The sequence below is a fragment of the Tenacibaculum pelagium genome (genome assembly GCF_014062345.1).
In the GTDB taxonomy this organism is placed as follows: Bacteria; Bacteroidota; Bacteroidia; order Flavobacteriales; family Flavobacteriaceae; genus Polaribacter; species Polaribacter pelagius.
On sequence record NZ_JACGLS010000001.1, the window covers coordinates 999,529 to 1,025,083 of the forward strand.

Sequence of the window (25,555 nt, forward strand, 5' to 3'; positions counted from 1 at the left end):
TATTGGTATGTATTTAACTAAAGAAGTAAAAGAAGAAATCTTCGCTAAACACGGTAAAGGAGCGAACGATACTGGTTCTGCAGAAGGTCAAATCGCGTTATTCACGCACAGAATTAACCATTTAACTGAGCACTTAAAGCAAAATCGTAAAGATTACAACACTGAGCGTTCATTAGTAATGATGGTAGGTAAGCGTAGAAGCTTGTTAGATTACTTAAAGAAAAAAGAAATCAACAGATATCGTGCGATTATTAAAGAATTAGGAATTAGAAAATAATTTCTTTCAAAAAGAGGCTCTATAAACGTGCCTCTTTTTTATTTTACAAAGAATTCATTTCTGACTAACAAACAGAAATTTATATAAAAATTCCAAAATTGCCAACAACAATTTTGGTTTTCCATTGGAGACACAACAACACAACAACAACAAACAAGTTAAAATTTAGAATTAAAATTTATGATTCCAAAAGTATTTAAAGAGGTCATAGACCTTGGAGATGGAAGAACCATCTCGTTAGAAACCGGTAAATTAGCAAAGCAAGCACACGGTTCGGTTGTTGTTCAGATGGGAAAGGCAATGTTGTTATGTACAGTTGTATCTAACTACAAACAATCTGATGTAGATTTTTTACCATTAACAGTAGATTATAGAGAAAAATTTGCTGCTGCAGGAAAATATCCTGGAGGATTCTTTAAAAGAGAAGCAAGACCAAGTGATGGAGAAGTATTAACAATGCGTTTAGTAGACCGCGTTTTACGTCCATTATTTCCAAAAGATTATCACGCAGAAACTCAGGTGATGATTCAATTAATGTCTCATGATGATGATGTTATGCCAGATGCATTAGCAGGTTTAGCAGCTTCAACTGTGATTCAATTATCTGATATTCCTTTCGAAACTCCTATTTCAGAAGTACGTGTTGCACGTATAAATGGAGAATTCGTAATCAACCCAAATAGAACTCAATTAGCAGATGCTGATTTAGACATGATGATTGGTGCTTCTGCAGATTCAGTAATGATGGTAGAAGGAGAAATGGATGAAGTTTCTGAAGAAGAGATGGCAGATGCAATTAAATTTGCACACGAGGCTATTAAAGTACAATGTGCTGCGCAAGTTCGCTTAGCAGAGGCTGTTGGAAAGAAAGAAACTCGTGAATACGAACCAGAAAGAGAAGATGAAGATTTAGCAAAAAGAATTCATGATGCTGCTTATCAAAAGTGTTATGATATCGCTAAACAAGGAACTTCTAAAAAAGAACGTTCTACTGCTTTTGCAGAAGTAAAAGAAGAAATCGTTGCTTCATTTACTGAAGAAGAAATTGCTGATTTTGGTGGTTTAATTGGAAAATATTTCAACAAAGCTCAAAAAACTGCTGTTCGTGAATTAACATTAGCAGAAGGTTTACGTTTAGACGGGCGTAAAACTACAGATATTAGACCAATTTGGTGTGAGGTAGATTACTTACCATCAACACATGGTTCGTCAATCTTTACTCGTGGAGAAACTCAAGCATTAGCAACAGTTACTTTAGGAACTTCAAGAGAGGCAAATCAAATAGATATGCCAACATATTCTGGCGAAGAAACTTTCTACTTACATTATAACTTCCCTCCTTTTTGTACAGGTGAAGCTAGACCGTTAAGAGGAACATCTCGTAGAGAAGTTGGTCACGGTAACTTAGCACAACGTGCTTTAAAAGGAATGATTCCTGATGATTGTCCTTACACGGTAAGAGTTGTATCTGAAGTTTTAGAATCTAACGGTTCTTCTTCTATGGCTACAGTTTGTTCTGGTACAATGGCATTAATGGATGCTGGGGTTCAATTAAAAAAGCCTGTTTCTGGTATTGCTATGGGATTAATTTCTGATGGTGATCGTTATGCAGTTTTATCTGATATTTTAGGTGATGAAGATCACTTAGGAGATATGGACTTTAAAGTAACAGGAACTGCTGATGGTATTACTGCTTGTCAGATGGATATTAAAGTAAAAGGATTATCATACGAGATTTTAGTAAATGCTTTAAAGCAAGCTCGTGATGGTCGTTTACATATCTTAGAAAAGTTAACAGATACTATTGAAACTCCTAATGCTGAAGTAAAAGCTCACGCTCCAAAAATGATTAACCGTAGAATTCCTAACGAATTAATCGGTGCATTTATTGGTCCTGGAGGTAAACATATCCAAGAATTACAGAAAGAAACAGAAACTACAATTGTAATTACTGAAGATCCTGTAACTGAAGAAGGAATCATTGAGATTTTAGGAACAAATCCTGAAGGAATTGAAGCTGTAATTTCACGTATCGAATCTATGATGTTTAAGCCACAAGTTGGTAGCGCTTATGAAGTGAAAGTAATTAAAATGTTAGATTTTGGTGCTGTAGTAGAATACATGGAAGCTCCAGGAAACGAAGTTTTATTACACGTTAGCGAATTAGCTTGGGAACGTACAGAAAACGTTTCAGATGTAGTTAAAATGGGAGATGTATTTGATGTAAAATACTTCGGATTAGATCCTAGAACTCGTAAAGAAAAAGTTTCTCGTAAAGCTTTACTACCTAAACCAGAAGGTTATGTAGCTAGACCACCTAGAGACAACAAAAACGGTAGAGATAATAATAGAGGAAGAGATAATCGCGGACGTGACAATCGTCGTGACGATAGAAAACCTAGACAAGAAAAGAAAGAATCATAAAAATTCTTTTTTATAATAATTCAAAAAGGCAACCATAAATGGTTGCCTTTTTTTTGATTAAAATTCTAGTGTTAACATCATTCTTTTTCACGAAAGAAATAAACCTTAATCTTTTTAACTAATTTTTCATATATAAAACAGCTAATGATTGCTAAACCCTACTAAAAAAAAGAAAAAGGTTGCTATAAATAGCAACCTTTTAAGAGTCATCCTTTTTGATCATTCCCCAATAATCTTAAAAAATCTTTACTCTGCGTAAGAAATTCTATATAGAAACAAGTAATTTAAAAATCACCCTACCTTTTATTTTAAATTTTTTAAAAATAAAAATCTTATTTACTCCTAAAGTTATTCAAGTTTTATTTTTCTTTGCAATCTACAGATGAAAATACAACGAATTACATACTTATCATTAGGCACAAATCAAGGTAACAAGTTAGAAAACCTACAAGAAGCTATTAATTTAGTTGCTGAGAAAATAGGTTCAATACAAAAAGTAGCTTCTATTTATGAAACTTCATCTTGGGGTTTTGATAGCAATGACTTTTATAACACTTGCATTAAAGTTTCTACATATCTACCACCTGAGAATTTAATAAAAACTATACTTTCTATTGAAGATGAACTTGGTAGAGTTAGAGAGGATAAAGAAGGTTATTCTGATAGACTTATTGATATTGACATCTTATTGTTTGACGATGAAATTATATTTTCTAAAAACTTAATTGTTCCCCACCCTAGAATGCTAGAGCGTAAATTCGCATTAACTCCTCTGGTAGAAATTGCTAGAAACACAATTCATCCGATAGAAAAAAAGCATTTATATATCTGTTTAGAAAACTGTTCAGATACTTCGGAAATTACAGTTATTGAAGAAAAACTAAAAAGACCGATTCCGATTACTGAAAAGTACAACTACATCGCTATTGAAGGAAATATTGGAGCCGGAAAAACATCGTTAGCGAATATGATGTCTGATGAGTTTAATGCTAAAATTGTATTAGAACGCTTTGCTGATAATCCTTTTTTACCAAAGTTTTATGACGACAACGAGCGTTACGCTTTTCCGTTAGAAATGAGTTTCTTGGCTGATCGCTATCAACAATTAACAGATGATTTAGCGCAATTTGATTTATTTAAAAACTTTATTGTTTCTGATTACTATATTTTTAAATCATTAATTTTTGCTCAGGTAACTTTACAAGCAGACGAATACAAGCTATATCGTAAGATGTTTGATTTAATGTATAAAGAAATTACAAAGCCTGATTTGTATGTATACCTATATCAAAATACCGATAGATTATTACAGAACATAAAAAAGCGTGGGCGAGACTACGAGCAAAATATTGAAGCTAGTTACTTACAAAAAATTCATGATGGGTATAGTAACTTCATTAAAACCCAACCTGATTTAAATATTTTAATCATTGATGTTTCTGAACTTGATTTTGTAAACAGACCAGAAGATTATCAATTTATAATTAATAAAATAAAAAATCATCCTAAATAAAAAAGAGCAGCTTCAAAGCTGCTCTTTTTTATTTCTTTACTAAAGAACTTTCTCGTAAATATTTTAATTCATCGTCAATCAAAATCACTCTTTTATTTCTATAATAATAAACAGAGTCTGACCCTTTATTTTTAATAATTGAATCTCCAATTTTCAGTCTATCATAGATACTAGGTAAGACACTTCTTTCGTAATTAGAATTTAATGTTATAATTCTAGGAGTTCTATGAGTTGGCTCTCCGAATAATTTATCTATTTTCTTACTTATAATAATTCCTGAATATGAAACTTCTTTAGCTTGAAAATAAATTCTCTTTTTATATTTTAAAGAATCTGTTTTATAGGATAAAGCAATTACAGTAATTATTAAAATAGGCATTAAAACTACCCATAATTTTTTTTCAATAATTTTATCTTGCTTTTCTACTTCTTCTTCAGAATACATTATTTTTTTACTAATTCTAGTTTCTCTGCAAAATAATCACAAAAATCGCGCATTGTTGCACTCATTTTTTCATCATTTGTTGCTCTTTGAAAAGAACCAGCCATTGATACTAATGTTTGATGAAAGAATTGTTTCATCTCATCAACCGGCATATCTTTTGTCCATAGATCCATACGTAATGTATCTTTCTTTTTATGGTCCCAAACTGATAACATTATTGCTTTAGAAGCTTCGTCTTTAATTCCACCATCTTCAGCATTCCAAGAAATTTCTTCAGGAATTTTATTTTCGTCTAATCCTACAGTAAATGTAATTTTTGATGTATGCTCTACCGCCATTATTTTTTGGGTTTATATCTTGATTTTTTGAAGATTTCCTCTTCGCTTGTTCGTAATAATTCGTGCAAAGATACATCATTCTTTTGCATATACGAACGTACAATTTGCCATCCAACCCACTCACCAATTCGTCCAGGAGATTGATTATCTTGATCTAAATAAAATTTTGAAAAAGGAGCGATATCTAAAAACCGTTTATCTAACTCTTTATTGGTGCTATACAAATAATCTTTACTTATAAAGTGTTTCCAAATTTGCTCTTCATTATCTTTTGCCCAATTAAATTTAACGTCAGAAAATCCTATTTTTTCTTTATCAGACACAGTAGGCAAATAAGCATCTAACACATACATCTTTTTGCCTTTATAAATCATTTTATCAATAAAACTTCTTGCTATACTAGGTATAACTTGAGTATTAACAATTGTTTTAGCAACATCTACAACAATGTGTTCTTTCTCATTATTCTGTTTAACATATGCTGGGTAATCATTATAAAATTCGTGTTTCTTACCTAAATATGCATCTAAAGAAATCAACAGTAAACTATCAGCATATACAATTCTATTATCATAATCAATATTTGTTAGCATTGTTATTACTCTAGGATTTTTAAACTTTGGATTGTAATATTTTATATGTTTAAAAAGTGAATTAATTTCTGATGCTAAAACACTAACATCTTTGTATACTTTTTGAGTTTCGTTAAATAACTCACGTTCATCTTTATTATTTATCTTATTAATCCAAACACTATCTGGTTGGTTTGGAAATAAAACAGGATATTTCTTTTTAACTTTCTCTAGACCTTCTTCTGATGTTGTATAAAAATCAACGTCGAACCTATCAATATTTACATCAGACTGAATACTAGATACATCAACTTTTAAAGCAGATTCTTTTTCATTTTTACAAGAAACTAATACGGAAACTAAAACACAAAGTGCTAAAATTTTTCTCATGAACTTTAGTATATTTACATTCAAAATTACAACGTCGAAATTACTAAAATAGTTTATATCAATTAGATATTAACACCTATAAATCTTACTAATTATGAATACTCCTAAAGTTGCAGAACACATTGTACAATGGTTAAAAGACTATGCTATGAATGCTAAAGTAAATGGTTTTGTGGTAGGTGTTTCTGGTGGAATTGATAGTGCTGTCACTTCAACACTATGTGCTAAAACTGGCTTACCTACTTTATGTGTTGAATTACCAATTCATCAGGCAGCTAGTCAAGTAAACAGAGCCAATGAACATATTAAACAATTAAGAGAGCGATTTAGTAATGTGAGTGAAGTAGAGGTAAATTTAACTTCAACTTTCGAAGATTTTAAAAATGTAGTTCCAGAAGTGGAAGACTCACCTAAGACTGCTTTAGCATTAGCAAACACAAGAGCTCGTTTACGAATGACTACCCTATATTATTTTGCTGGATTACAAGGCTTATTAGTAGCCGGTACTGGAAATAAAGTAGAGGATTTTGGAGTTGGTTTTTATACTAAATACGGTGATGGTGGTGTTGATTTAAGTCCTATTGCAGATTTAGTAAAATCCGAAGTATTTGCTCTTGGTGAGTATTTAGAAGTTCCAAAATCCATCCAAAAAGCACAACCAACTGATGGTTTATTTGGTGATAGTAGAACTGATGAAGATCAAATAGGTGCTTCTTATGATGAGCTAGAGTGGGCTATGGTTATGCAAGACCAAGGAAAATCTAATGATGATTTTTCTGGTAGAGAACTAGATGTATTTAAAATATACTCACATCTTAACCGAATTAATCAGCATAAAATGAATCCAATTCCTGTTTGTGAAATTCCTGGTGAGTTAAAGTAAATTAACAGACATCATTTGTCTCTTAATTTTCTGGTAAGCACGCTTCTTATGTCCGTTTGTAATATTAATAGGTAGCAATATAAGTAGCCTAAATAGCTCTAAGATTTGTAGCATTTTTTTCATAACTCACTGTTTTTCTTTCTTTTTCGGACACCTAAGTTACAAAAAAGTCACGAGATATATGAAAAACTATTAGTTATTTTACAATTCAATAATATTAAATCACTCGATTTAACTTTTCGAAAAGCCTGGTTTTCAACCCTGTATAATTGGTAATCTCTTCTAAATCTAAATCAGCATTTTTATCTTGAACAGCTTTTAAAATTTCTTTTATTTTCTCTTCAATCAATACTCTTCGAAGGTTTAAAACTGCATCAGAAACTAATTTTGGAAGTATCTTATTAGTCTCAGTAACAAAAACCTCTTTTCTCTCCCAATCACTTAACGAATATTTTTCTTCATCCATTAAAATATTGGTTACTAAGTTAGAAATACTTTGATTTTCGTGCATTATTAATTGATCGATAGAAATCTTTTCTTCTTGATTTAATTGATGGATTAACTCGTAATAAGTCAATTTAAAAACCTCATCTGTAAATTCAATTTCATCTTCTTGTAAGTTTAAATACAGCTCATTGGAAACTGTATTTTGATACTCTTCTTTCTCCATTACTGGTCTCCCTTTTTCATCTACACCATCTACCCAATTTACAAAATCTACTACCTCATTACCATACAATAATAATATTCGTATAATTTCTTTTTCAAGAATGTTTAATTGATCTATCTTTTGATGTCTCTTACCACCTCCTTTTACAGGCATCATTCCCGCTTGTTCCTGAAAATATTCTGGCGGTGGTTGATTAGGGTCTTGTGATGAGCTACTTTTTTTAGAATTCGACTTACTTAAGCCTTTACTAATTAATTGAGCAAGCTCGCTAAATAAAACACGTTCGGAAATATCCATAATACGTGCACACTCTTGCACATATACTTCTCGTTGAATTCCATCTGGTATTTTAGATATACTCGTAACTATATCACGAATTAAACCTGCTTTTTTAACAGGGTCATTCGCTGCATCTTTCATTAATAAAGACACTTTAAACTCAATAAAATCTTGCGCTTTATCTTCTAAATACTGTTTTAATTCTGCACTAGAATGTGATTTTGCAAAACTATCCGGATCTTCACCCTCGGGAAAAGAAACTACTTTCACGTTCATTCCTTGCTCAAGAATTAAATCAATCCCTCGAATTGAGGCTCTAATTCCTGCAGCATCACCATCAAATAAAACAGTAATATTTTTAGTTAACCGATTTACCAAACGAATTTGATCGGAAGTTAATGCGGTACCAGAAGAAGCAACCACATTTTCTACACCAGATTGATAAAACGAAATAACATCAGTATATCCTTCAACTAAAAAACAATTGTCTTGTTTCGCAATTTCCTTTTTCGCGTGATAAATTCCGTATAAAATTTTACTCTTATGGTAAATATCACTCTCAGGAGAATTTAAATATTTGGCTGCTTTTTTATCGTTTGTAAGAATTCTACCTCCAAAACCTAAAATACGCCCAGACATACTATGTATCGGAAACATAACACGTCCCTTAAAACGATCGAACTTTCTAATTTTTGGACCGCCTTCTTTTACAATGGTTAAACCTGTAGATTTCAAGTACTTTAAATCGTATCCTTTATCTAAAGCTGCATTGGTAAAATTATCCCATTCGTCTTTACAATATCCTAAATCGAATTTTTCTATAACCTCTTCACGAAATCCTCTTTCTTTAAAATATGACAAACCAATAGCTCTTCCATTCTGAGAATTCATCAACACATCATGAAAATAATCTTTCGCAAATTTAGAAACCAAGAACATACTTTCTCGCTCGTTCATCTGTTGCTTTTGCTCGTCAGACTGTTCGGTTTCCTCTATCTCAATATTGTATTTTTTTGCTAGCCACTTTATAGCTTCTGGATAGGTATAATGTTCATGTTCCATTAAAAATGAAACTGCATTTCCCCCTTTCCCTGTACTAAAATCTTTCCATATTTGCTTTACGGGAGACACCATAAAAGACGGAGTTCTTTCATCTGTAAACGGACTCAATCCTTTAAAACTACTTCCTGATTTTTTGAGCTGTACAAACTCACCTATCACCTCTTCTACTCGTGCAGCTTCAAAAACTCTCTCTATGGTTTGTTGGGTTATCATAATTCTTAAAATACAACTAACAAATATACTAGTTTTAGCTATTCTCTCCTTAAAAAGCGAAGTCTTAACATATTTAATTTGTTAAAAACATATAAATATATACTTTTGGCACAAATTCCCCTATTATGAAAATATTTATATCCCTTTGTTTTACACTACTTTTTGCTGTTAATATAAATAGTCAAGAAACCATTACTATTCCTGATATCGGCTTAGAAGAATGTTTGATTGATTTAGGTATTGATTCTAACGGTCTAAACGGAAGTATTTTAGTAAGTGATGCTAAATATGTGGTTAACTTAAATATAAACGACCCGATTACCAACAAACTGCTTCCAAATGTACATTCGAAAGTTAAAGATTTAACTGGACTTGAACATTTTCCAAACTTAAAAAGGATAGATTGCTACGGAAATAATATCACCAAAATTGATTTATCTAAAAGTACATCTATTACTTTTTTGAATTGTAGTGACAATAAAATTGAATCTTTAGACCTTAGTAATAATAAGGAATTAAACTACGTAAGTTGTGATAGTAACAAATTGCATACTTTAATTTTAGGAGATAACCCTAATCTTGAAAGTTTGTATTGTAGTTCAAACAAGCTAACCTCTTTAAACGTAGAAGGTTGTTCAAATCTTGAAAGTTTTGATACTACCGGAAATAAATTAAATACAATTATTGTTAGTAACGAACAACTTTCGAATACTCCTGAAGGATGGTATAAAGACGTAAGTACTAAATACAGTAATACTTTATCATCAGACAATTCAAGCACTAACAATAATCCTACTGTACAAGAAATAAAAAAAGAAACAACTCCTGCTACACAACAAACTATAGTTGCTCAATCTACTCCTGTAACAAACAATCAATCAAATGACTCTGCTGCTAATTATTTTCAAAAGTTTCAACTTTCTGTTATTACTGAATATGATAAATCAGTTTTAAATGCTGCTCATTTACAAAGTAAAAAAGAGGAGTTACAAAAGAAATACAATTTAAATCCTGACCAACTAAACAAATGGATTGCCAAATACTCTAATTTAAAAGTAAATAATAGAGACGCTAATACAGTACCCCCTGCAAGAAACACAGCAACTTTCTTATTGAAATTTAAAAAATCCGCAGTAGAAGAGTATGAGGAATTAGTTTTAAATTCAGCTCATTTACAAAGTAAAAAAGAAATAATTCAGAAAAAATATAATTTAAAACCTGAAGATTTTACAAAATGGATAAATTCTTTTGGGAATCATTCTTTAAAAGCTAAAACAAATAACTCTGCAGAAACCACAAAAAGTTTCTATGATAAATTTAAAAAATCTGTGGTTGAAGAATATGAGTTTTTAGTTTTAAACGCCACCTATATACAGAATAAGAAAAGAGAAATACAGCAAAAATATAACCTAACTGCTACTCAACTTAATGAATGGGTAAAAAAACATAGTAAAGTAAAAACTTTATAAGAACTATTTTATGACAATAAAAAAAGACCACATTTTAATAAAAATGTGGTCTTTTAATTTTATACTCTTTTAAAGTTTTAAGAAGCCGCTCTTAATTTCTTTAAAGCTGACTTTGTTAATTTAGCTTCAGCATATTCTTTAGTTACCTTAAATTCCTTTTCATCAGAACTAGGCATATCGAACATTGCATCTGTTAAAATAGCTTCGCATAATGATCTTAATCCACGAGCTCCTAACTTATATTCTACTGCTTTCTCTACAATGTATAGCAATGCTTCTTCTGTCATAAAAAATTCAACATCATCCATTGCAAACAATTTTGTATACTGTTTAATGATTGAATTCTTAGGCTCCGTTAAAATTGCTCTTAATGTTTTAGCGTCTAACGGGTTCATATAACTTAACACTGGTAAACGCCCAATAATTTCAGGAATTAAACCAAAAGATTTTAAATCAGAAGGAATAATGTACTGTAATAAGTTATCCTCATCAATTTTATCTTCATCTATCGATGCACTATATCCAACAGCTTGCATATTTAAACGCTTACTGATAATTCTATCAATACCAGAAAAAGCTCCTCCTGCAATGAATAAAATATCTTTAGTATCAACTTCAATAAATTTTTGATCTGGATGCTTTCTTCCTCCTTTAGGAGCTACATTTACCACCGTACCTTCTAATAACTTTAATAAAGCCTGCTGAACACCTTCTCCCGATACATCTCGTGTAATTGATGGGTTATCACCTTTACGAGCTATCTTATCAATCTCATCAATAAAAATGATTCCTTGTTGCGCTTTTTCAACATCATAATCGGCTGCTTGTAATAAACGGCTTAAAATACTTTCAACATCTTCACCTACATAACCAGCCTGAGTTAATACTGTTGCATCAACTATAGAAAATGGAACATTTAACATTTTCGCAATTGTACGCGCTACCAATGTTTTTCCTGTACCTGTTTCTCCTACTAAAACAATATTCGATTTTTCAATCTCAACCTCATCAGCATCGTCTTTAGATTGCAATAACCTTTTATAGTGATTATACACTGCAACAGACATTGCTTTCTTAGTTGGATCTTGCCCTATGATGTATTGATCTAAAAAACCTTTAATTTCTCTAGGCTTTTTTAAGGTTAAGTCTTTAGACAACCCACCTGTTTTAGCTTCAGCTATTTCTTCTTCAACAATTCCATGAGCTTGCTCAATACATTTATCGCAAATGTGCGCATCCATACCAGCGATTAATAAATCGGTTTCTGGTTTTTTACGCCCACAAAAGGAACATTGTAAGTTTTCTTCTTTCGACATCTTATCAGCTTATTACCAATAGCATTTACTATTAGTTGTTAATCTATTTTCTAGTTAAAATTTCATCTACCATTCCGTAGGTTTTTGCCTCGTCAGCTTTCATCCAATAATCTCTATCAGAATCTTCTTGTACTTTTTCAAAAGATTGCCCAGAATGTTCTGAAATAATATTATATAATTCAGTTTTTAATTTTCCGATTTCTTTCACAGTAATTTCCATATCAGAAGCTTGTCCTTGTGCCCCTCCCATTGGTTGATGAATCATAATACGTGAATGTGGCAAAGCAGAACGTTTTCCTTTTGCTCCTGCACACATTAAAACTGCTCCCATAGAAGCTGCCATACCTGTACAAATTGTAGCTACATCTGGCTTAATAAATTGCATCGTATCGTAAATACCTAAACCTGCATATACTCCACCTCCTGGTGAGTTGATATAGATTGAAATATCTTTACTCGCATCTATACTTTCTAAAAATAATAACTGAGCTTGAATTACATTAGCCACCTGATCGTTAACACCAGTACCTAAAAAAATAATTCTATCCATCATTAAACGAGAAAAAACATCCATTTGAGTAATGTTCATCTGACGTTCTTCCATAATATATGGCGTTAAACTACTTGTTATTTTGCCTAAATATGTACTATTTATTCCTTGGTGCTTAGTTGCGTATTTTTCGAATTCTTTTCCGTAATCCATTCTAAAAATGTTTTTGGGTTATAAGATGTAAATATAAGAACTATTAAGTTAATATTTTGTTACAGTATAAGGCTAAAAAAACCTGAATTCTCATTCAGGTTTTTAATATTAAATCAGTTAAAAACTGTTATTTATATACTTCTTTAATGAAATCTTCGTAAGAAACTTCTTTCGAATCAAAACTCATATTCTCTTTATAAAAAGCTAATAATTTTTGAGAAATTAATTGTGCTTGTAACTTTTGAGCTTCATCTTGATTTTGTAAGATTCTACCAGCAATATCATCTAACTCTTTTTCTTCTGGATTCATGTTACCAAACTGAGCCATTTGCGAACGGATAAATCCTTTTGCATAGTCTACTAATTCAGCATAGTCTAATTTGATATCGTTATCTTTCATAATCTTTCCTTCGATTAATTGGTAACGCAATCCTTTTTCAGACTTTTCGTATTCTGCAGCTGCCTCTTCAGTAGTTAATTGCTTTTCACCAGCAGTTTGCAACCACTTTTGTAAAAATTCTGAAGGTAAATCAAACTTTGTATTATCAACTAAGTTCTCAGTAATTGCATTTAATAATTGCTGATCTGCTTGTTGTTGAAATTGCTTTTCAGCATCTTCTTTAATTTTATCTTTTAATTCTGTTACAGTACTTACACTTCCATCAGCAAATAACTTGTCAAATAATTCTTTATCTAACTCAGCTGGTTCAGTTTCAGTAATTTCTTCGATCGTTAAAGTTACAGGAACATCTAACCCATGAACAGCATCATGATCTACACCTAAAGCTCCTTGTAATTTATGCTCATCTTCAAATAAGTTTTTAGTTTTTAATTCTAAAACATCTCCTACTTTAGCACCAACAAACTTTTTTAAGTTTGTTTTTCCTTTAATATCTTTTACAGAAATTGTAGATTTCTTGTTGATTTCTTCTGCTTCGTTTACGAATGTACCTGTAATGTTTGCTTCTTCAGTAGCTGCATCTTTAGTTAACATTTTACCGTAACGAGTTTGGATGTTCTCAACCTCTTTTTCTAATAATTCATCAGTAGCAACAATGTTGTACTGCATTACTTTTTTCTTAGGCTTTAAGTTTACATCGAACTCAGGAGCTAATCCTAATTCGAACTCAAAAGAAAATTTATCAGCATCCCAGTTAAAATCGTCTTGTACTCTTGGTAACGGATTACCTAAAATATCTAACTTTTCTTCAACTAAGTACTTATTTAACGATTCTTGTAAAAGCTTGTTTACTTCATCAATCATTATTGATTTTCCGTATTGCTTCTTAACCATTCCCATTGGTACTTGACCTTTTCTAAATCCTGGGATGTTCGCTGTTTTACGGTAATCGTTTAATACTTTAGTTACTTTATCTTGATAATCTTCAGCAACGATATCAACTTTTACAACTGCGTTTAACGCATCTACGTTTTCTTTTGTAATATTCATCTTAAAATCTGTTTCTTTAAAATCGGGTGCAAAATTAGTTAATTTTTACTATTCTGCAAAAGGTTTAACTCTTTCGTTTTCAGTTATTTTTTCTCTTCTTTTAATAGCGAAAATAGGAATGACCTAAATATGGATAATAACACACTAAATAATAGCGCTGTAAAAAATCCGCTCACTGCAAATCCTGCAACCAACTTACCTGCCAATAATATAATTATAGCATTAATTACAAACAGGAATAAACCTAATGTTACAATGGTTGCTGGCAACGTAAAAAACACTAATAACGGACGCACAAACATATTTAACAACGATATGGTTATCGCTACTAAAACTGCAGTTACATAATTTGTTACTAATACTCCTGGAATTATATGAGCCAATACCATAACTGCTACAGCGGTTAATAGTATTTTTAAAAATATTTTCATGTATTTGTTTTTTTACAAATACTAAAGCGATAACCATACCAAATGAGAAACACTGAAATTTTGGCAGATTTTAACTAAGTAAACATATACAATATGTAACAAAAAATATTTTTCAACTACTTATAGATAAACCTCAAACAAAATGAGATATCAACTAAAAAAAGGGAAACTTAAAGAATTAGGCTATAAATTAACCTTTCTATTTTCAATAATAATTTTAATTGATTTCTTTTACCCTGGAACACCGTACAACGAAACAATTATTGATATAAAAAGAGAAAAGCAGCAATATTATAATGCAGGTGGAAACTCACATAGTTCTTATAGAATATTTACCCACAAGCACAACTTTACAACAACCACCAACTTTGCAAAAAGTGTAAAAAAAAATCAAACCATTAGCTATGTTATTTCTCCTATATTTCAAGAAGTAAATAGCCATTTCACTAACAAATCCAACAAAAACCTACACTCATTACGATTGTTCTCTGGATTAATTATGCCAGCATTTATAATATTAATTATTTTAGGAAGTCAAAAATTCAAATGGAAAATAGAAAACCTAATTTTCATTCTTCAAATATTACTAATAGGAAATCTGTTTTTTTTAATGAACTAATTTCATAAAACTAAAAACCCTACCAAAGTCTCATAAAAATCTTTAGGATTTTCAGCATGTAGCCAATGCCCTGCATTGACTATTGTTTTTATTGTAGAATTTGGGAAGTGTGCATTGATAATTGGCTCTTCATCTTTAGAAATATACCCTGAGTTCTCACCTTTTAAAAATAAAGTTCCACCTCCAAAAACTGTAAACGATGGTAGCGCAACGCCAACTTCGTTGTTGTTTTCAGTTAAAGAGTTTAAATTAAAACGATATCCTAACTCATCTTTAGTTTTACGATACACACTCTTTAATAAAAACTGTCGCACACCAACTTCAGGAATTAGCTCAGACAACTTTTCATCAATCAATTTTCTTGAATTTTGCACAGTAAAATCAACCGAATTTAATGCATCTAAAATATCGTGATGATGTGGAGGATACATTCTTGGTGAAATATCAGCAACTATTAATTTATTTACCAATTCAGGGTATTCCACAGCGAATAGCATTACTGTCTTCCCTCCCATTGAATGCCCTAATAAATCAACTCTTTCTAAACTATGATATTGTATATAATTATATAAATCTTCAACCAACAACTCGTAGTTAAACTCATCAGAATGAAAACTACGCCCATGATTACGTTGATCTATCAAATGCACTTGAAAACCATCTTCAGCAAGCTTGTTGGCATGAGATTTCCAATTATCTCCCATACCAAAATAACCATGAAGAATTAACAAAGGCTTACCCTCTCCTACTATTCTAGAATGCAATATTTCCATATTACTGTAGTCGATGTAAATACATATTCACTACATTCTCTAATCCTAAATATAAAGACTCAGAAATTAGCGCATGTCCGATAGAAACCTCTGCCAAATTTGGAATACTCTCTTTAAAAAACTTGATATTATCTAAACTCAAATCATGACCTGCATTAATACCTAAACCTAAATCGTGCGCTAAAATAGCAGCATCAGCATATGGTTTTACACCAGCTTTATTTCCTTTTTCAAATTGAGTTGCAAACTCTTCGGTGTACAACTCTATTCTATCCGCTCCTGTTTTTGCAGCTGCTTCGATTAATTTTAAATCTGTATCAATAAAAATTGAAGTTCTAATTCCTGCATTTTTAAATTCAGCAATTACCTCCTGTAAATAAGATTGATGTTTAATTGTATCCCAACCCGCATTAGATGTTAACTGATCTACACTATCTGGAACCAAAGTTACTTGTGTTGGTTTTATTTCTAAAACCATTTGAGTAAATTTATCTATCGGGTTTCCTTCAATATTGTATTCCGTAGTTACAATTGGTTTTAAATCATACGCATCTTGATAACGAATATGACGTTCATCTGGTCTTGGATGAATGGTAATTCCTTCTGCTCCGAATTCTTGAATATCTTTTGCTACCTGTAATAAATTAGGCACATCTCCGCCACGAGAATTACGCAATGTTGCAATTTTATTAATATTTACGCTTAACTTTGTCATCTCATAAAATTAGACTACAAAGGTAAATCATTAAAACATTTTAACCTATATTCGTAATAATGAATGTCAACGATTTTATACTAAAAGAAATTAAAGCACTTACTTTAAAAAGTACTGTTAAGAGTGCTCAAAAACTGTGTGAAAACTTACCAATTACTCATATTCCTATTGTTGAGAATGGGAAGTTGATTGGCTGCATTCCTGAAAGTGATATCCAAACGATTGAGAACAAGAATCGTGAACTTAGTGAATACTCTTATTTATTAGATCATTTTTTTACAAATGAGAAAGCAACTCTATTAGATTTAATCGTATTATTTGCTGATAACGATTGTAACTTAATTCCTGTCTTAGATAAGAATAAAAACTATATAGGCTATTATGAATTAAGCGACATACTTGATGCTTTTGCCGACAGTCCTTTTTTACACAACGAAAGTGACACGTTAATTATTACCAAAAGCAAGAATGATTACTCTATGGGGCAAATAGCCCAAATAGTAGAAACTAACAACGGAAAACTTTTAGGTTTTTATATTTCTTCTGAAAATCAAGATAGCATTCACGTAACATTAAAAATTATTTCTGAAGAGATAAATGAAATAATCCAAACTTTTAGAAGATACGACTATAATGTTATCACCCAACATGAAGATGATTTCTATTTAGAGGAACTTAAAGATAGAGCTGAATATTTAAGAAAATACCTAGACATGTAATCTTTACATTACTTCAACCAAACATTATAAAAGTGAAAAAAGTAGCTATATACGGACAAGCTTATACCATTTCTGCTGAAAAGGAAATTAAAATTTTATTATCAGCTTTAGAAAAAAATAATATTGTTGTTTTTTTTGAAAAAGAGTTTTACGATTTATTAAAAGAGAATAATTCTTTAGAAAAAAAATACCCGACGTATTCTCATTTCAACGATTTATCTAATTCATTTGACGTCTTATTTACTATAGGTGGTGATGGGACTTTCTTAAGAGCAGTAACCTATGTGCGTGATTTAAACATTCCGATGCTAGGAATTAACACTGGTAGATTAGGGTTTCTAGCAACCGTACAAAAAGAAGAAATTAAAGAAGCTGTTTCTTTATTATTAAAAAAAGAGTTTTCTATTCAAGAAAGATCTTTACTACAGATAGAAACAACTCCAAAAGCTCAAGAGTTTTCTGAACTTAATTTTGCTTTAAACGAAATTACAATTGCAAGAAGAAACACCACATCTATGATTGGTGTAAAAACATATTTAAACAACGAATATTTAACCAATTATTGGGCTGATGGATTAATCATCGCTACCCCAACTGGTTCAACAGGATATTCATTAAGTTGTGATGGCCCAGTGATTTTACCAGATTCAAAAAGTTTTGTCATTACACCAATTGCTCCGCACAATCTGAATGCAAGACCAATGATGATTCCTGACAACACTTCAATTCAACTAGAAGTTAGTGCCCGTGAAAATGATTTTTTAATCTCGTTAGATTCTCGAATTACTACTGTACCATTAGAAACAAAAATCAGAATTAAAAAAGCTCCTTTTAAAATAAAGAGTGTTTTATTAAAAAACCAATCTTATTTAAAAACACTAAGAAGCAAACTTTTATGGGGAGAAGATACTCGAAATGAGTCTTTATAATTAAGTCTATTACAATAAAACATTAAAAAAAAAGTTAATCAAAAAGACAGATTATTAACTTTTTAAAGCAAATTGATTTCCCTATATTTGCACGCTATTTTTATGATGAGAAAACTTTTTCTATCCATATTATTTGCTATTACAGCAATTACAATTCAATCGCAAACCCATGAAATTGGTTTTTTTGCCGGGGGATCTAACTATGTCGGAGATATTGGTAGAACAAATTATGTTTATCCAAACGAACTTGCTGGTGGACTAATATATAAATACAATTTAAATCCAAGAATAGCATTAAGAGGAACTTATACTTATATTCCTGTTTCTGCGAACGATTTAGATGCTGAAAACCTTTTTAGAAACAACAGAAGATTTAAATTTAAAAACAACATACACGAATTTGCATTAGGTGTTGAAGTTAATTTTTTCGACTACAACATCAGCAATTATAAAACTACTTTTACACCATATATTTTGGCTGAAGTTGCTACATTCAATTACGCTAGTCCAAGTGAAGTAATAGGAAATACCATTCGTTTAAAAAACAAATTCTCTTATTCTTTACCTGTAGGAATAGGAATTAAAGGACGTTTAGATGACCACCTTGCAATTGCATTTGAATCTGCAGTTCGATTTACTTTAGTTGACGATATTGATTTTACTACAAATAAAGTTAATGTTTATGATTTTGGGGGAAACGGAAACGACTGGTATGTTTTTACTGGTGTTTCGATAGTATATTCATTTGGAAGACCACCTTGTTTTAAAGGACTAGCAGAATAAATCATGGATAAAAAACTACAAAGCATTAACTTACAGAAAGTCCCAAATCATATTGCCATTATAATGGATGGTAATGGTAGATGGGCTAAAAACAAAGGAATGCAGCGAGTTTTTGGTCACAAAAACGCATTAACAGCTGTTAGAGAAGCTGTTGCTGGCGCTTCTGATATTGGAACAAAATTTATTACGCTTTACGCTTTTTCTACTGAAAATTGGAATCGCCCAAAATTAGAAGTTGATGCTTTAATGACATTGTTAATTACCTCATTAAAAAAAGAACTTTCTGGGTTTCAAAAAAACGGAATAAAGATAAACAGTATTGGTGCTATTGAACAACTACCAAAAAAAGCGCAGAAAACTTTAACCGAAGTAATTGAAGCTACAAAAAACAATACTACAATTACATTAACCTTCGCATTAAGTTATGGCGCGCGTGAAGAAATTGTTAATGCAATCAAAAACATATCTAAAAAAGTTGTTAATAACAATTTAGATATTGAAAAAATAGACGAAAAAATTATAAATAACCATTTATATACATTTAATTTGCCCGACGTTGATTTTATGATACGTACAAGTGGGGAACAAAGAATAAGTAATTTCTTACTCTGGCAAATGGCTTATGCCGAATTATATTTTACAGATGTATTATGGCCAGATTTTAGAAAAGAACATCTTTTTGATGCAATAATTGATTATCAAAATAGAGAAAGAAGATTTGGAAAAACTAGTGAACAGATTGAAACCGATGAATAAATATTCGTATTTAATAGTATTTTTTATTGCCTTTTTAACGGCAAGTACACAAGCACAAAACACAACTCCTAAAGATAGCACATCTACAAATGGTGTTGTTTCTTATGAAAAAGGAAAAGAATATATATTAGGAGGGATATCTGTTACTGGATTACAAAAATTTAGTGAGCAAACTGTTAGAATTTATACTGGATTAGTAAATGGTCAACCAATTAAACTTCCAGGGGACAAACTTACGAGTGCTATTAAAAAACTATATGAAAGTAAGCAATTTAGTGATGTAGATGTTTATATTTCTAAATTAGATGAGAAAGCAAATACTGTTTACCTTCAATTTGATGTTAACGAGCTACCTCAACTTTCTACTGTTAAAATATCAGGAGTAGGTAAGTCAAAATCTAAAGAATTAAAAAAAGAAACAGAGTTAAAAAAAGGTACAATGGTTACTGACAACCTAATTGTAACCACAAGAAACTACATAAAAAAGAAATACACCGACAAAGGTTTTTTAAAAACTAAGGTTTCTTTAGACACCAAAAAAGATACCTCTGATGTAAACACTGTTGATATGGATATTTTTATCGACAAAGGAGATCGTGTTAAAATTAAAGAAATAAACTTCATAGGAAACAAAGCTATGCCAGCTAGCACTTTACGTGGCGCTATGAAAAACACAAAGCGAAAATTTTTAGGTCGTTTTTGGAAATCATCAAAATACATTTTAGACGATTACAAAGCCGATTTAGAAAGCATTCTTGAAATGTATAGTGAAAAAGGATACCGTGATGCTAGAATTTTATCTGATAAACTTACTTGGAATGATGACAATACTATAAACTTAGATATCAAATTAGAAGAAGGTAGTCAATATCGTTTTGATGATATCCTTTTTATAGGTAACAAGAAATATACTGATGAGCAACTACATAACTTATTAAGGATTGATAAAGGGGACATCTACAATGGTAAAGTATTAAAAGAACGTATCTCTGGTGATGGAACGCCAACATCTCAAGATATTCAAACTCTATACCACAATAATGGATATTTATTTTCTCAAGTAAATGCAATTGAAACAAAGGTTAAAAACGATTCTATTACTGTAGAAGTTCGTATTCGTGAAGACGAACCAGCAACAATTAAAAAAGTTACAGTTTCTGGTAATGAAAAAACAAATGACCATGTTATTTTTAGAGAGCTACGTGTAAAACCAGGTGATTTATTTAGCCGTCAGAATATTATCCGATCTATTCGTGAAATTGGACAATTAGGTTTCTTTGACGCTAATGTTACTCCAGATGTAAAACCTGATTATCAGAATAAAACAGCAGATATCGATTTTTCTGTAGTTGAAAAAGGTGGTAGTCAAATCGAATTACAAGGGGGCTACGGTGGTGGATCATTTATTGGTACATTAGGACTATCCTTTAATAACTTTTCTATTAGAAATATTTTTAATAAAGATGCCTACAAACCTCTACCTATGGGAGATGGTCAAAGTCTTTCGCTTCGATTACAAGCTAGTAGAACTTTTAACACTTATAGCTTTTCTTTTACTGAACCGTGGCTAGGTGGAAAAACACCACAATCCTTATCTTTTTCTATTTATTCATCAAGCCAATATCGTTTTGATTTTCGAACTAATAAGGTAAACAGAAATGAAAGTCTAAGTATTATTGGAGCATCAATTGGTTTAGGTAAACGTTTAAGTTGGCCAGATGATTATTTCTCATTGTCTCAAAACATTAGTTATCAAGGTATCGAATTACAAAATTATGGGTATAGAGTAGGTTCATCTAACGATATCATCAACCAAGGAACATTAAATAATTTAGCATACACAGTAGCTTTAAGTAGAAACTCTTCTGGACCTAGTTTAATTTTTCCGTCATATGGATCAGAATTTATAATTAGAGCAAAAGCAACTTTTCCATATTCATTAGTAAATGAGAAAGATTATAAAGAACCTGACAATCTAACAAATGATCAAAGACAAGCTTTTTTAGCTGACAAATACAAATGGTTAGAATACTATAAGTTATCTGCTAAAGGAAAATGGTATACATCATTATCTCAAAACAATAAACTAGTTTTAATGTCTAATTTTGAAATGGGATATCTAGGTTCTTACAACAGTGAGTTAGGATTAACGCCCGTTGAAAGATATTTTGTAGGTGGAGATGGTATTGCGCAAGGTCAATTAGATGGTCGTGAAGTAATTGGTTTAAGAGGTTATGAGAACAATAGTCTTTCTTTGGGGCCAAATGGTCAAAACGAAGGTGGTGCTATTTACAATAAATTTCAAATGGAATTACGTTATTCTATAACTGATAAACCTTCTGCTTCAATATATACATTAGGATTTTTAGAAGCTGGTAATTCATATAACAATTTTAGCGAATTTAACCCGTTTCAATTAAAACGTTCAGCTGGATTAGGGGTTCGTATATTCATGCCCGCATTTGGTTTATTAGGTATTGATTTCGCACACGGTTTCGATCCTTTACCTGGATTAACTGAAAAATCTGGTTGGCAAACACATTTTATTATTGGAAGACAGTTCTAAAACCTTACATTTGTAATGTGTCTGGTTTTTTGGCACGGTTTTTTCTAAACACATTATACAAGATGAAAAAAAACATTTTATCAATCGTTCTTTTACTTATTAGTAGTATTGTTGTCGCGCAAAAAACACAACGCATTGCTTATATCGACATGGAATATATCCTTCAAAATATACCTCAATATTTAGAAGCACAAAATTCATTAGATGCTAAGGTTGAAAAATGGAAGACCAAATTAGATAAAGAAGCTCGTGCTATCGAAGTATTGAAAACTGATCTGATTAATGAAAAAGCGATTTTAACAAAAGATTTAGTTGATGAACGTGAAGAAGACATCTTGATTAAACAAGAATCTTTACGCAGGTTAGAATCTCTTTACTTTGGTCCTAGTGGTGACATGTATAATTTAAGAAAACAATTAATACAACCTGTTCAAGATCAAGTATACAGTGCTGTACAAACAATAGCTGCAAGAAAAAAATACGATTTTGTTTTTGATAAATCTAGCGAGTTGGTTATGCTATATTCTAACAAAAAACACGATATTAGCGACCTTATTGTAAAAATGATCAATATTGATCAAAGAAAACAAGAGAAAAAAGATAAAATAGCAGCAAAAAAGGAATTACTTAAAAATGAAGGATTAAGTGATGAGCAAAAAGCTAGAATTAAAAGAAAAGAAGATTTAAAAAATAAAAAAGAAGCTGATAGACTAGCTAAAATAAAACAAATAGAAGAAAAAAGACAAGCTAGATTAAAAGAAAGAGCTGCAAAGAGAAAGTTATTATTAGAAAAGAAAGCTGCTCTAAAAAAAGCTCAGGAAGAGGCGAAAAAGAAAAAAGAAGCAGAAAACAAATAAATCAAGAATAGAGAATACAAATTAAATTAAATTAAAGATGAAACATTTTAAAACGTTATTATTAGTTGCAATTTTCACGATTGGATTAGGTGGTGTAGCGAGTGCTCAAAAAGTTGCACATATTAACACAGATAAATTATTAGCTGAAATGCCTGCAACTAAATCTATGAAAGCTGAGTTAGAAAAGCTTAATAAAACTTACCGTGATGATATTGAGGCTATGGTAAAAAAACTACAAGCTAAAATGAAAAAATATGAAGCTGAAGGGAAAAGCCAAACTCAAGAAGTGAACCAAAAAAGAGCTGTTGAAGTAAATCAAGAAAGACAATTAATTGCTCAAGCTGAACAAGCAGCTGGTCAAGATATGCAAAAAAAATATCAAGAGAAAACTCTTCCTATTTTAAAGAAAGCTGAAGATGCTATTAAAGCTGTTGCTGCTGAAAAAGGAATTATCTATGTATTAGATGCTGCTCCTGGTAAAGGATTAATCGTTTACGATAAAGGAGAAGATATTTACAATGCTGTAAAGACTAAATTAGGTTTTTAATAAAACTTAAAATATATTCTAAAAATCCTGCTGAATTCAGCAGGATTTTTATTTTTGTTATACTATGAATACTGAACCTCAACAACCTATTGGAATTTTTGACTCTGGAATTGGAGGCACTTCAATTTGGAAAGAGATTAACACACTTTTACCAAATGAAAATACTATTTATTTATCCGATAGTAAAAATGCCCCTTATGGTCAAAAAACAAAAGAAGATATCATTCAATTATCAGTTAAAAATACCGAGTTTTTAATTAATCAAGGTTGTAAAGTCATTGTTGTTGCTTGTAACACAGCTACAACCAATGCTATTGAATATTTAAGAGCTAATTATAATATCCCATTCATAGGTATTGAGCCAGCTATAAAACCTGCCTCTATACAAACTAAAACTGGTGTTATTGGTATTCTTGCAACCAAAGGGACATTGAACAGTAGCTTGTTTGAAAAAACTTCAGCAAACATCAATAACGATGTTAAGATTATAGAACAAATTGGTGAAGAATTAGTAGAACTTATAGAAAATGGCAAAATGTATTCTTCTAAAATGAATCAATTACTAGAAGAATACCTATCTCCAATGATATCAAAAAAATGCGATTATATTGTATTAGGATGTACACATTATCCATATTTAGTTCCTCAAATAAGAGAAATTATTGGTAGTGATATAAAAATAATTGATTCTGGTGCTGCTGTTGCTAAGCAAACAAAGTCTATTTTAGACAATAAAAATCTATTAAACACGTCTAAAAAATTAATAAAAAATACGTTCTACATCAATAAAGAAAAAAATATTCTAAATGACATTTTAAAAGAATATCAAAAAGTAAATATTATCTATTTAGATTTTTAAAATAAAGTTCCATTAATATTTGGGCAGGCTGAAGCTCTACGCTTTCTGCACAGAACATTTACACCAAAAGATATTTGGTGAAAACCTCCACTTATAAATACAACATCACTATTCTGTTCTGTATATGTATAGGCAAACATGAAGTTTTTATAATTCACACCTAAAATTGGTGTAATATATTCTGCCTCACCAAAAACACTACTATCAAAAGTTCTTCTATAAGATAGAGTTGCCCATAACTGAGCGTTATCCAAATTCTTATATACCTTAAAATTTAAATCTCCTATTTTCTCTCCTGTTTGTTCTTTGAATTGAAACATAAAAGAAGGTTCAAATTGTAATTTTTCTTTATCTCCAAAGAAATAACCTCCTCCTAAGATATAATTTCTAAGATTTAAAGATTCAAAATTTGAATTCAAATTATTCTTTGCTGACAGTAAAATGTTTTTCACAGTAAAATATGAAGATATACCTTTATAATGATACGCCATACCTACATCTGCATTGAAATAAAAATCACTTTCAACAACTTGGCTAACAACAGGATCATTAATAAATGTACGTTGATCTACTTCGTTCTGAACCATAGCCATAGATAGTCCAAATGACAATTGCTTAAATAAATTCTCATTTCCTAAATTTAAATGATAAGCATATGTACCTTGAAAACCCTTTTGTGCATGATACCCATTTTTATCATTAAAAAAAATAGCTCCTACAGCAGTATTAGAATACTCACCTATCCTTGTATGAAAGCTTGCAGTTTGCAACTCATTATCATTCCAATATTTACCCACGGTTAAACGTATTTTACCACAATTACCTATTCCAGCTGCAGCTGGATGCAATAAATAAACGTTATCAGATAGATAATCTGCATATATAGGTAACGTTTCCTGAGCGGAAATATTAGAAACAAATACAAGAAACAGTATTGTTATAATTCTTTTCATATGCTGAATTTGACAAATAGCCGTCAAATATAACCAAGAGCTGT

Annotated in this window: 25 protein-coding genes; 14 read left to right on the forward strand and 11 right to left on the reverse strand. The window is 30.9% G+C overall.

All coding sequences use genetic code 11. The annotated features are described in order from the left end of the window. Nucleotides 1-7: 7 nt before the first annotated feature. The 3 genes from rpsO to folK all read left to right on the forward strand — a co-directional run bounded on the left by rpsO (nt 8) and on the right by folK (nt 4,214). Nucleotides 8-277, forward strand: coding sequence for a 30S ribosomal protein S15 (gene rpsO / locus H3Z83_RS04805; RefSeq protein WP_182124321.1), 270 nt, complete (start codon nt 8-10; stop codon nt 275-277). A 180-nt stretch (nt 278-457) separates the two neighbouring features. Continuing rightward, entirely contained in the window at nt 458-2,701 is a 2,244-nt protein-coding gene (locus tag H3Z83_RS04810; protein ID WP_182124322.1) for a polyribonucleotide nucleotidyltransferase, read from the forward strand. Nucleotides 2,702-3,083: 382 nt separating this feature from the next. Beyond that, entirely contained in the window at nt 3,084-4,214 is a 1,131-nt protein-coding gene (gene folK, locus H3Z83_RS04815; protein ID WP_182124323.1) for a 2-amino-4-hydroxy-6-hydroxymethyldihydropteridine diphosphokinase, read from the forward strand. Nucleotides 4,215-4,242: 28 nt separating this feature from the next. Here folK and H3Z83_RS04820 read toward each other — a convergent pair whose 3' ends face one another. Genes H3Z83_RS04820 through gldB form a run of 3 tightly spaced genes read right to left on the reverse strand, consistent with a single transcriptional unit; the run spans nt 4,243 to nt 5,959 of the window. Continuing rightward, nucleotides 4,243-4,659, reverse strand: coding sequence for a hypothetical protein (locus H3Z83_RS04820; protein WP_182124324.1), 417 nt, complete (start codon nt 4,657-4,659; stop codon nt 4,243-4,245). Next, nucleotides 4,659-4,997 carry a gliding motility protein GldC gene (gene gldC / locus H3Z83_RS04825; protein WP_182124325.1) on the reverse strand — a complete coding sequence of 113 codons (339 nt, stop codon included), beginning with the start codon at nt 4,995-4,997 and terminating at the stop codon, nt 4,659-4,661. The genes H3Z83_RS04820 and gldC overlap by 1 nt, the downstream gene beginning before the upstream one ends. Further along, nucleotides 4,997-5,959 (reverse strand): gliding motility lipoprotein GldB, encoded by a 963-nt coding sequence (gene gldB, locus H3Z83_RS04830; protein WP_182124326.1) that lies wholly within the window; start codon nt 5,957-5,959, stop codon nt 4,997-4,999. The genes gldC and gldB overlap by 1 nt, the downstream gene beginning before the upstream one ends. 94 nt (nt 5,960-6,053) lie before the next feature. On the opposite strand from gldB, the gene nadE reads away from it, so the two are divergent. After that, nucleotides 6,054-6,842 (forward strand): NAD(+) synthase, encoded by a 789-nt coding sequence (gene nadE, locus H3Z83_RS04835; RefSeq protein ID WP_182124327.1) that lies wholly within the window; start codon nt 6,054-6,056, stop codon nt 6,840-6,842. 217 nt (nt 6,843-7,059) lie between these two features. On the opposite strand, the gene dnaG is transcribed toward nadE, so the two are convergent. Then, nucleotides 7,060-9,066, reverse strand: coding sequence for a DNA primase (gene dnaG / locus H3Z83_RS04840; RefSeq protein WP_182124328.1), 2,007 nt, complete (start codon nt 9,064-9,066; stop codon nt 7,060-7,062). Between the two features lie 125 nt (nt 9,067-9,191). On the opposite strand from dnaG, the gene H3Z83_RS04845 reads away from it, so the two are divergent. Next, on the forward strand, nt 9,192-10,535 hold the full coding sequence (locus H3Z83_RS04845; RefSeq protein WP_182124329.1) for a leucine-rich repeat domain-containing protein: 1,344 nt from the start codon (nt 9,192-9,194) through the stop codon (nt 10,533-10,535). A 77-nt stretch (nt 10,536-10,612) separates the two neighbouring features. Here H3Z83_RS04845 and clpX read toward each other — a convergent pair whose 3' ends face one another. The 4 genes from clpX to H3Z83_RS04865 form a co-directional block, all read right to left on the reverse strand. Then, entirely contained in the window at nt 10,613-11,851 is a 1,239-nt protein-coding gene (clpX, locus tag H3Z83_RS04850; protein ID WP_182124330.1) for an ATP-dependent Clp protease ATP-binding subunit ClpX, read from the reverse strand. A 43-nt stretch (nt 11,852-11,894) separates the two neighbouring features. Then, complete coding sequence (gene clpP, locus H3Z83_RS04855) at nt 11,895-12,554, reverse strand: ATP-dependent Clp endopeptidase proteolytic subunit ClpP (protein ID WP_182124331.1); 660 nt, start codon at nt 12,552-12,554, stop codon at nt 11,895-11,897. A gap of 127 nt (nt 12,555-12,681) precedes the next feature. Continuing rightward, nucleotides 12,682-14,004 (reverse strand): trigger factor, encoded by a 1,323-nt coding sequence (tig, locus tag H3Z83_RS04860; protein ID WP_182124332.1) that lies wholly within the window; start codon nt 14,002-14,004, stop codon nt 12,682-12,684. Nucleotides 14,005-14,087: 83 nt separating this feature from the next. Then, nucleotides 14,088-14,435: a phage holin family protein gene (locus tag H3Z83_RS04865; RefSeq protein WP_182124333.1), complete on the reverse strand. Its 348-nt coding sequence runs from the start codon at nt 14,433-14,435 to the stop codon at nt 14,088-14,090. A 142-nt stretch (nt 14,436-14,577) separates the two neighbouring features. Here H3Z83_RS04865 and H3Z83_RS04870 point away from each other — a divergent pair, with 142 nt between their 5' ends. Next, nucleotides 14,578-15,054 (forward strand): hypothetical protein, encoded by a 477-nt coding sequence (locus H3Z83_RS04870; protein WP_182124334.1) that lies wholly within the window; start codon nt 14,578-14,580, stop codon nt 15,052-15,054. Nucleotides 15,055-15,056: 2 nt separating this feature from the next. Here H3Z83_RS04870 and H3Z83_RS04875 read toward each other — a convergent pair whose 3' ends face one another. Together H3Z83_RS04875 and H3Z83_RS04880 are read right to left on the reverse strand one after the other, a co-directional pair. Then, complete coding sequence (locus H3Z83_RS04875; protein ID WP_182124335.1) at nt 15,057-15,827, reverse strand: alpha/beta fold hydrolase; 771 nt, start codon at nt 15,825-15,827, stop codon at nt 15,057-15,059. Nucleotide 15,828: 1 nt separating this feature from the next. Continuing rightward, nucleotides 15,829-16,542: a pyridoxine 5'-phosphate synthase gene (locus H3Z83_RS04880; protein ID WP_182124336.1), complete on the reverse strand. Its 714-nt coding sequence runs from the start codon at nt 16,540-16,542 to the stop codon at nt 15,829-15,831. A gap of 59 nt (nt 16,543-16,601) precedes the next feature. On the opposite strand from H3Z83_RS04880, the gene H3Z83_RS04885 reads away from it, so the two are divergent. From H3Z83_RS04885 to murI, 8 genes are all read left to right on the forward strand, one after another. After that, a complete protein-coding gene (locus tag H3Z83_RS04885; RefSeq protein WP_182124337.1) occupies nt 16,602-17,261 on the forward strand; it encodes a CBS domain-containing protein in 660 nt (219 codons plus the stop codon). A gap of 32 nt (nt 17,262-17,293) precedes the next feature. After that, entirely contained in the window at nt 17,294-18,190 is an 897-nt protein-coding gene (locus H3Z83_RS04890) for an NAD kinase (protein ID WP_182124338.1), read from the forward strand. A gap of 102 nt (nt 18,191-18,292) precedes the next feature. Beyond that, on the forward strand, nt 18,293-18,973 hold the full coding sequence (porG, locus tag H3Z83_RS04895; protein WP_182124339.1) for a type IX secretion system protein PorG: 681 nt from the start codon (nt 18,293-18,295) through the stop codon (nt 18,971-18,973). 3 nt (nt 18,974-18,976) lie between these two features. Then, nucleotides 18,977-19,729: an isoprenyl transferase gene (locus H3Z83_RS04900; RefSeq protein WP_182124340.1), complete on the forward strand. Its 753-nt coding sequence runs from the start codon at nt 18,977-18,979 to the stop codon at nt 19,727-19,729. Beyond that, nucleotides 19,722-22,295: an outer membrane protein assembly factor BamA gene (gene bamA / locus H3Z83_RS04905; RefSeq protein WP_182124341.1), complete on the forward strand. Its 2,574-nt coding sequence runs from the start codon at nt 19,722-19,724 to the stop codon at nt 22,293-22,295. Before H3Z83_RS04900 ends, bamA begins: the two co-directional genes overlap by 8 nt. A 62-nt stretch (nt 22,296-22,357) precedes the next feature. Then, nucleotides 22,358-23,152, forward strand: coding sequence for an OmpH family outer membrane protein (locus H3Z83_RS04910; RefSeq protein ID WP_182124342.1), 795 nt, complete (start codon nt 22,358-22,360; stop codon nt 23,150-23,152). Nucleotides 23,153-23,189: 37 nt separating this feature from the next. Next, a complete protein-coding gene (locus H3Z83_RS04915; protein WP_182124343.1) occupies nt 23,190-23,699 on the forward strand; it encodes an OmpH family outer membrane protein in 510 nt (169 codons plus the stop codon). A gap of 64 nt (nt 23,700-23,763) precedes the next feature. Continuing rightward, nucleotides 23,764-24,558: a glutamate racemase gene (gene murI / locus H3Z83_RS04920; protein WP_182124344.1), complete on the forward strand. Its 795-nt coding sequence runs from the start codon at nt 23,764-23,766 to the stop codon at nt 24,556-24,558. Here the strand turns inward: murI and H3Z83_RS04925 are convergent. Further along, nucleotides 24,555-25,511, reverse strand: a complete 957-nt coding sequence (locus H3Z83_RS04925) for a PorP/SprF family type IX secretion system membrane protein (protein ID WP_182124345.1) — start codon at nt 25,509-25,511, stop codon at nt 24,555-24,557. The genes murI and H3Z83_RS04925 overlap by 4 nt on opposite strands. Nucleotides 25,512-25,555 lie beyond the last annotated feature (44 nt).

Bases quoted from the DNA above. Each gene is read 5' to 3' on its own strand.
- rpsO (WP_182124321.1), top strand. From the start codon at position 8: ATGTATTTAACTAAAGAAGTAAAAGAAGAAATCTTCGCTAAACACGGT.
- H3Z83_RS04810 (WP_182124322.1), top strand. From the start codon at position 458: ATGATTCCAAAAGTATTTAAAGAGGTCATAGACCTTGGAGATGGAAGA.
- folK (WP_182124323.1), top strand. From the start codon at position 3,084: ATGAAAATACAACGAATTACATACTTATCATTAGGCACAAATCAAGGT.
- H3Z83_RS04820 (WP_182124324.1), bottom strand. From the start codon at position 4,659: ATGTATTCTGAAGAAGAAGTAGAAAAGCAAGATAAAATTATTGAAAAA.
- gldC (WP_182124325.1), bottom strand. From the start codon at position 4,997: ATGGCGGTAGAGCATACATCAAAAATTACATTTACTGTAGGATTAGAC.
- gldB (WP_182124326.1), bottom strand. From the start codon at position 5,959: ATGAGAAAAATTTTAGCACTTTGTGTTTTAGTTTCCGTATTAGTTTCT.
- nadE (WP_182124327.1), top strand. From the start codon at position 6,054: ATGAATACTCCTAAAGTTGCAGAACACATTGTACAATGGTTAAAAGAC.
- dnaG (WP_182124328.1), bottom strand. From the start codon at position 9,066: ATGATAACCCAACAAACCATAGAGAGAGTTTTTGAAGCTGCACGAGTA.
- H3Z83_RS04845 (WP_182124329.1), top strand. From the start codon at position 9,192: ATGAAAATATTTATATCCCTTTGTTTTACACTACTTTTTGCTGTTAAT.
- clpX (WP_182124330.1), bottom strand. From the start codon at position 11,851: ATGTCGAAAGAAGAAAACTTACAATGTTCCTTTTGTGGGCGTAAAAAA.
- clpP (WP_182124331.1), bottom strand. From the start codon at position 12,554: ATGGATTACGGAAAAGAATTCGAAAAATACGCAACTAAGCACCAAGGA.
- tig (WP_182124332.1), bottom strand. From the start codon at position 14,004: ATGAATATTACAAAAGAAAACGTAGATGCGTTAAACGCAGTTGTAAAA.
- H3Z83_RS04865 (WP_182124333.1), bottom strand. From the start codon at position 14,435: ATGAAAATATTTTTAAAAATACTATTAACCGCTGTAGCAGTTATGGTA.
- H3Z83_RS04870 (WP_182124334.1), top strand. From the start codon at position 14,578: ATGAGATATCAACTAAAAAAAGGGAAACTTAAAGAATTAGGCTATAAA.
- H3Z83_RS04875 (WP_182124335.1), bottom strand. From the start codon at position 15,827: ATGGAAATATTGCATTCTAGAATAGTAGGAGAGGGTAAGCCTTTGTTA.
- H3Z83_RS04880 (WP_182124336.1), bottom strand. From the start codon at position 16,542: ATGACAAAGTTAAGCGTAAATATTAATAAAATTGCAACATTGCGTAAT.
- H3Z83_RS04885 (WP_182124337.1), top strand. From the start codon at position 16,602: ATGAATGTCAACGATTTTATACTAAAAGAAATTAAAGCACTTACTTTA.
- porG (WP_182124339.1), top strand. From the start codon at position 18,293: ATGATGAGAAAACTTTTTCTATCCATATTATTTGCTATTACAGCAATT.
- H3Z83_RS04900 (WP_182124340.1), top strand. From the start codon at position 18,977: ATGGATAAAAAACTACAAAGCATTAACTTACAGAAAGTCCCAAATCAT.
- bamA (WP_182124341.1), top strand. From the start codon at position 19,722: ATGAATAAATATTCGTATTTAATAGTATTTTTTATTGCCTTTTTAACG.
- H3Z83_RS04910 (WP_182124342.1), top strand. From the start codon at position 22,358: ATGAAAAAAAACATTTTATCAATCGTTCTTTTACTTATTAGTAGTATT.
- H3Z83_RS04915 (WP_182124343.1), top strand. From the start codon at position 23,190: ATGAAACATTTTAAAACGTTATTATTAGTTGCAATTTTCACGATTGGA.
- murI (WP_182124344.1), top strand. From the start codon at position 23,764: ATGAATACTGAACCTCAACAACCTATTGGAATTTTTGACTCTGGAATT.
- H3Z83_RS04925 (WP_182124345.1), bottom strand. From the start codon at position 25,511: ATGAAAAGAATTATAACAATACTGTTTCTTGTATTTGTTTCTAATATT.